The following is a 6,335-nucleotide window of genomic DNA, read 5'->3' on the forward strand; positions in this document are numbered from 1 at the left end:
GACCGGCCGGCCGGCGTCCTGGCCGCGGCCGTCGAGTGACCTGCTACGCGGGCAGGTTCCACTTCTGGGTGCCGAGCCCGTTGCAGTCGTAGATCTGCAGCTTCGTGCCGTTGGCGGTGCCACCGGACGGGATGTCCAGGCAGCGGCCGGACTGCGGGTTCAGCAGCGAGCCGTCGGGCTGGTGGCGCCACTGCTGGCCGCCGACACCCGGGGCGCAGTCCCACAGCTGCACCTTGCTGAAGTTGGCGGTGGCGTTGGCGTCGATGTCCAGGCACTTGCCGAACGCGCGCAGGGTGCCGTCAGGGGCGACGGACCAGCGCTGGCCGGTGGCCGTGTTGCAGTCCCACAGCTGGGCGGCCTTGCCGTTGCCGTTGGTGTTGGTGTCGACGTCGAGGCACTTGCCCGCCGTCCACGGCGTCGTGACCTGCCCCACCGGGCCGCCGAGCGCACCGGTGCCGAAGCGGACCTGGCACTGGTTGCCGGTGCCGAGCCAGGTGGCGCTGAGGTAGAGGAAGGAACTGCCGTCGGCGCCCGGGACGATCGGTGAGCTGTAGCCGGGGCAGGACGGTTCACCGCTGTTGTAGCCGCCCGTCGGTGCGGTCAGCACCGGGGCCTCGACCTCGGTCCACTCCCCCGCGCCCAGCCGGGTGTTGGCGAACACCACGGTGCCCGACTCGGCCATCACGGCCTTGTTCCCGGTGGGCCCGGTGACGACGCGCTGCCCGGAAAGGAGCAGGGTGCCCTGCGGGCCGCCGCCCGGGGTCCAGGCCAGGTAGGGGGTGTGCAGCAGTTCCCGCCCGTCGGCGGTCCGCACCAGGGTTCCCGGGTTGTCGGCCGGTGCCCAGTTCAGGCCGTCGGGGCTGGTCTTGGTGTACACCTCGCAGGCGTGGTCGGCGTCGGTGGCGTCCCGGCACATCTCGTACGCCATCATGAACGTCCCGTTCAGCAGCGGGACGACGACGGACATGCCGGGGCGGGCGAGGTTGTCCGCGGGGAAGGCGACGTCCTGGGTGAGGGCGCCGCTCCAGGTGTGTCCGCCGTCGGTGGACGTGTAGTGCCCGATGACCTGGTTGTTGGTGGGGCTGTTCGCGGGCCGCTCGTCGGAGATGAAGCAGGCCAGCGTGTTGTTCGGGGCGAGCAGGAACCAGGGCTCCCAGATGCCGTGCCCGATGGTGTCCGGCAGGCCGCTGGTGCGCGTGCAGTCGGACAGGTACTGCCAGCTCTGTCCGTGGTCGGTGCTCTTGAAGACCTCGATCTTCTGCGTGGTGTAGTCGCCGGCCTTCCAGGCGGTGCCGGCGGCGAGCAGGTCGCCCTGGTTCAGGCCGTTCGCGGTGCGCGGTACCTCGTACAGGACGGGTGCCTCGATGTCCCATCCGGCGGTGTGCGAGGTGATCGTGGAGATGGGCGCGGCGCTCCAGGTGCGGCCGCCGTCGGTGCTGCGGTGGATGGGCAGCACGTTGACGGAGCCCTGGTTGCGCTGGGCGTAGGTGGCCAGCATGGTCCGGCCGGACGAGCCGTCGTGGTCGAGGCGGACGGCGCGCGGGTAGCTGTCGTCGCCCTGCGGGTGTGCCGCCAGGTCGGGCGAGGCCAGTACCTGGCCGGCGGGGGTGGCCGAGGCGGGCTGCGCCCACAGGGACAGCAGCGCCCCGAGCAGGGCGAGGACCCCGAGCAGGGCGGGTGATCTGCGTCCGGGTGACTGCGTACGCACGGATCGACTCCTTTCAGTGGTGCCGGATGGTGGGGGTGGTGCCGGGTGGTGCCGGCCGGGCCCGGTCAGCCGTGTGTTCCGGCGGCCGGGTCGTCGCCGATGTGCGGCTCGGTGCGGGTGTCCACGTCGACGGCGGTGCGGGCGGCGACGGTGCCGTCCACGACCAGCGCCAGGTGCAGCCGGCCGCTGGTCCAGCCCTCGGGCAGGGCGGCGGGCACGGTGACGGGTGCGCCGAGGACGTACGGCTTCGCCAACGCGCGGCAGCCGGGCACGGCGCCGCCCGGATCCTGGGGGGCCGGTGCGTACACCGGCGTCCAGGCGGTGTGCACGGCGCCTTCGACCGGGTCGCTCCCGTGGTGGGAGACGCGCAGGTCCACCGTGAAGTCGGGCACCGCGGTGAGCAGGTCGCGGCCGGGTGCGACCGGGGTGACGTCCAGGACGAGCGTGGTCGGCGCGTTGACGTGCGCCGGGTCGACGCCGGCCAGGTCCTTGGCGGCGCGCTGGAAGTCCCACAGGCCCGCGCTCTCGTGCTCGATGTCGTACAGCTCCGTGTAGACGTAGCCCGCGAGCCGGTCGTGGCGGCGCAGTTCCTGGGTCTGCCAGCGCAGGTGCCAGGCGCGCTCCAGGCCGGTGAAGCCGCCGCCGTACTCGCTGTTGAGGTTGGGCAGGCCGCGCAGCGGCTGGGTGGGGACGGCGAGCTTCTTGTGGACGACGTGGTCGGGGCCGAGCTTGACGGGGAAGTCGTCGCGCGCGCCGGAGAGGAGGTCGGCGACGGTGGTGGCCCAGGAGGCGGCGCTCTCGTCGTAGTAGTGCCAGTCGAGCAGGTCCGTCCTGACGTGGGTCCAGCCGGAGTTGTCGACGACCGGCCGGGTGGGGTCGAGGGCCTTGAGCCTGTCGTAGGCGTCGGCGGTGGCCCGCTGCTTGGCCGGGTCGCCGGGGATGTCCCAGTCCAGGCCCCATTCCTCGTTGTACAGGCCCCAGACGACGATGGCGGGGCTGTTGCCGTCGCGTTCGACCATCGGCTCGATCTGCTCGGCGAACGCGGTGACGGAGGCCGGTGAGAAGCGTCCCGCGGAGGCGGGTTCGGCCCACACCAGCATGCCGAGGGTGTCGGCGTGGTGGACGAAGCGGGGGTCCTCCAGCTTGAGGTGCTTGCGTACGAGGTTGTAGCCGGCCTCGGCGGCGAGCCGGAGGTCGTCGCGCAGTGCCGAGTCGTCGGGGGCGGTGATGCCGGTGCGCGGCCAGTAGCCCTGGTCGAGGACGCCCCGCAGGAAGAGCCTGCGCCCGTTGAGGTACAGGTTCTCGCCGTCGACGGTGATGGTGCGCAGGCCGGTGTAGGAGGCGACCCGGTCGGTGCCGTCCGCGGAGGTCAGTTCGGCGTCGACGTGGTAGAGGTGCGGGTCCTCGGGGGACCACAGGCGCGGGGCGGCGAGCGGGAGTTCGGTGCGGATCAGCCCGTCGGGGCCGGCGGTCGCCGTCACGGCGGCGGCCTCGCCGCGCACGCGCAGTTCCAGCGTCGCCCCGGCGGCGGCCGGGCCGTGCACGGCGGCCTCGACGCTGATGCCGCTCAGACCGGGGTTCGGGCGCAGCCGCAGAGAGGCGAGGTGGGTGGCGGGGCGGGCCTCCAGCCAGACGCTCTGCCAGATGCCGGAGGACGGGGTGAAGCAGACGCCGTCGTAGTCGGTGCGGGGCATGCTGCGCTGCTTGCCATGGGCGATGTCCCGCTTGTCGGCGGGGGCGTGGACGCGCACGGTGAGCAGTTGCTCCCCGTCGACGAGGGCGTCGCTCACGTCGGCGGAGAAGGGGGTGTAGCCGCCTTCGTGACGGGCGACCTCGGTGCCGTTCACCCAGACCGTGGCCTCGTGGTGGACGGCGCCGAAGTGCAGGACGACGCGCTGCCCGGCCCAGTCGGCCGGCACGGTGAACGTGCGCCGGTACCAGGCGGTGGGCAGCCAGTGCGCCTCGATGCCCGAGGCGGGGGTCTCCCAGGCGAAGGGCACGGTGATCCGCTGGTCGTAGCCGTCGCCCGAGCCGGCGCCGTGCCGTGCGTCGGGATCGGCGCGGAAGTCCCAGGTGCCGTTGAGGCCGAGCCAGGCGTGGGAGCGGTCGAAGTGGGGGCGGGGGTACTCGGGGCGGGGGATGCCGGCGGTGGGCATGGGGTGGGTGTGCTCCGATCGGTGTGCGGGTTCGGGGGGCGGCGAGGTGGTCAGCCCTTGACGCTGCCCGCGAGGATCCCGTTGATGAAGTGGCGTTGCAGCAGGACGAAGACGACGAGCACGGGCAGCATCGCGATGCTGCCGGCGGCGAGGAGTTCGCCCCAGACGGTCGCGAAGTCGGCGCCGACGCGGTTGCCGGTGACGTTCTGCGCGAGGGTGGACAGGACGACCTGGAGCGTCTGGTGCCGCTCGTCGTTGACGGCGACGACCGGCCACACGAAGTCGTTGTAGATGTTCATGGCGGTGAGCACGCCGAGGGCGGCGATGCCGGGCCGGATGACGGGCGCCACGATCCTGGCGAAGACGCCGAACTCGCTCGCGCCGTCGACCCGTCCGGCGTCCAGGAGTTCGTCGGGGACGGCGGCGATGGTCTGCCGCATCCAGAAGATGCTGAAGGCGTCGATGCTGCCGGGCAGGATGAGCGCCTGGTAGGTGTTGACCCAGCCGAGCTGGCTCATCTCCAGCAGCAGCGGGATGATCAGCACCAGCGTCGGCAGCATCAGGGTGAGCATCAGCACGCCGAAGAGCAGGTCCTTGCCGGGGAAGCGGTACTTGGCGAAGGCGTAGCCGGCCAGCGGGCAGAAGAACATCGTCATGGCGCCCTTGACGGCCACGACCAGCACGGTGTTGAGGAAGCCGGTGCCGATGGGCACGTCGGCGAACATGGCCCGGTAGTTGTCGAGGGTCAGGGAGCCGAGGGAGAAGCTCAGCGGGTCGCTGACGATCTCGGCCGGCGGCTTCAGCGAGGAGCTGACGGCCCAGAAGATGGGGTAGACGAACACCACGGCCAGGACGCCGAGGACGACGTACTGGAAGGCGCTGGGCCGGGGCCGGGAAAGGCTCTTGCGCGGCTCGCCCCCGGCGCCGTCGCCGTTCTTGGCGTACTTGGGATTCTTGGCGTTCCGGTCGTTCCCGGGTTTCCCGCTCCGGCCGGTCGCGGTCACTGTCTGGCTGGTCATGGTCACTCGTCCCGGGAGCGCAGGAGACGCACGGACAGCAGGGACAGGGCGAACACCAGCAGTACCAGCAGGAAGGAGTTCGCGGCGCCGGTCCCGAGGTCGGACGTCGTGATGTGGTTGTAGAGGTACAGGCCGCCGGTCGTGGTCGAGCCGTACGGGCCGCCCTGGGTGACCACGTGGGGCTCGGCGAACATCTGGAACACGGCGAGGGTCTGCACCACGACGAGGAAGGCGATGCTGCGCCGCACCAGGGGCAGGGTCAGCGACCAGAACTGCCGGGTGCGGGAGGCGCCGTCGAGGGCGGCGGCCTCGTACACGTCGGAGGGCACGGCCTGGAGCCCGGCGAGCAGGATGATGATCGCGAAGCCGGTGGTCTTCCACAGGAACAGCAGGGCGAGCGTCGGTTTGGCCCAGGCGGTGGACTGGAGCCAGTCGACGTCGGGCAGGCCGACCAGGGCCAGCAGGTGGTTGACGAGGCCGTAGTCCTTGTCGAAGGCCACGATCCAGACCTGGGCCATCGCCACCAGCGGGGTGACGAACGGCGCGATGAACGCGACGCGGAACATGCCGCGCAGCCGCAGCCTGGCGTTGGCCAGCAGCACCGCGGCGGCCAGACCGCCGACGATCTGGACGGGCACGATCAGCAGCCACATCACCGCGCTGTTGCCCAGTGAGGACCAGAACTCCTCGCTGGTGAGCAGGTAGGTGTAGTTCTCCAGCCCGATGAAGCGCGCCGCGCCCGCGCCCTTCCAGTCGGTGAAGCTCAACTGGAGTGCGAAGACGAGCGGGTAGAGGCCGAAGGCGGCGAAGACGACGTAGAACGGGGCGACGAACAGGTAGGGCGCCAGGAAGGGCCTGCGGCGGGTGCGGCCGGGGCGCGGCGGCGCCGTGGCCCGCCGCTCCCGGCGGGCGGGGGTGAGGATCGTGGGCGTCATGCGCGGTCCACCAGGTTGCGCTGGATCTTCTTCGTGGAGTCGTCGATGACGTCGTCGGGTGACATCTTGCCCTCCATCAGCCGCTGGAGGTTGTCGCCGAGGTAGTCGACCGACTTGTTCCACCAGGCCGGGATGGGCGCGGCGGCCGGGATGGTGGCGGCGGCGTCCACGGCGACCTTCCACAGGTCCTGGCCGCCGAGCGCGGCCACCGGCTTGATCAGCGGCTTGTCGGCCCGCAGGGCGGGTGTGTAGCTGGGCACGGAGGTGGTCAGTCCGCCGGGGTAGATGTCGCTGGGGCCGTAGACCGCGCTGTAGCCGGGCTCCTTGAAGCACAGGAACTCATAGAGCAGCCAGGCGAGTTCGGGGTTCTTGGCCTTGGCCGGGATGATGAAGCTGCTGCCGCCCATGGCGCCGCTGCGCGCCCCGCCCGGTGTCCAGGCCGGCAGGGGGGCGCACCTGGGCGACCTCGGTGACGACCTTGGGCGCCAGGCCCTTGGTGGGTTCGTCGGCGATGATC

5 protein-coding genes are annotated in these 6,335 nt (G+C 71.5%); all 5 read right to left on the bottom strand.

The genetic code is table 11. The annotated features are described in order from the left end of the window. Positions 1-43: 43 nt before the first annotated feature. The 5 genes from ABZ719_RS36945 to ABZ719_RS36965 all read right to left on the bottom strand — a co-directional run bounded on the left by ABZ719_RS36945 (position 44) and on the right by ABZ719_RS36965 (position 6,225). Positions 44-1,708, bottom strand: a complete 1,665-nt coding sequence (locus ABZ719_RS36945) for a ricin-type beta-trefoil lectin domain protein (protein WP_366729550.1) — start codon at positions 1,706-1,708, stop codon at positions 44-46. 65 nt (positions 1,709-1,773) lie between these two features. Further along, complete coding sequence (locus tag ABZ719_RS36950) at positions 1,774-3,864, bottom strand: sugar-binding domain-containing protein (RefSeq protein WP_366729551.1); 2,091 nt, start codon at positions 3,862-3,864, stop codon at positions 1,774-1,776. Positions 3,865-3,914: 50 nt separating this feature from the next. Continuing rightward, a complete protein-coding gene (locus tag ABZ719_RS36955; protein ID WP_366729552.1) occupies positions 3,915-4,883 on the bottom strand; it encodes a carbohydrate ABC transporter permease in 969 nt (322 codons plus the stop codon). Positions 4,884-4,885: 2 nt separating this feature from the next. Continuing rightward, on the bottom strand, positions 4,886-5,818 hold the full coding sequence (locus ABZ719_RS36960; RefSeq protein WP_366729553.1) for a sugar ABC transporter permease: 933 nt from the start codon (positions 5,816-5,818) through the stop codon (positions 4,886-4,888). Continuing rightward, positions 5,815-6,225 carry a hypothetical protein gene (locus ABZ719_RS36965; RefSeq protein ID WP_366729554.1) on the bottom strand — a complete coding sequence of 137 codons (411 nt, stop codon included), beginning with the start codon at positions 6,223-6,225 and terminating at the stop codon, positions 5,815-5,817. The genes ABZ719_RS36960 and ABZ719_RS36965 overlap by 4 nt, the downstream gene beginning before the upstream one ends. Positions 6,226-6,335 lie beyond the last annotated feature (110 nt).

It is taken from the genome of Streptomyces sp. NPDC006743 (genome assembly GCF_040703815.1).
Classification (GTDB): domain Bacteria; phylum Actinomycetota; class Actinomycetes; order Streptomycetales; family Streptomycetaceae; genus Streptomyces.

What these genes read in the sequence shown, in the direction of transcription:
- ABZ719_RS36960 (WP_366729553.1), bottom strand. Translation starts at nt 5,818, where the DNA reads ATGACGCCCACGATCCTCACCCCCGCCCGCCGGGAGCGGCGGGCCACG.
- ABZ719_RS36950 (WP_366729551.1), bottom strand. Translation starts at nt 3,864, where the DNA reads ATGCCCACCGCCGGCATCCCCCGCCCCGAGTACCCCCGCCCCCACTTC.
- ABZ719_RS36965 (WP_366729554.1), bottom strand. Translation starts at nt 6,225, where the DNA reads ATGGGCGGCAGCAGCTTCATCATCCCGGCCAAGGCCAAGAACCCCGAA.
- ABZ719_RS36955 (WP_366729552.1), bottom strand. Translation starts at nt 4,883, where the DNA reads ATGACCAGCCAGACAGTGACCGCGACCGGCCGGAGCGGGAAACCCGGG.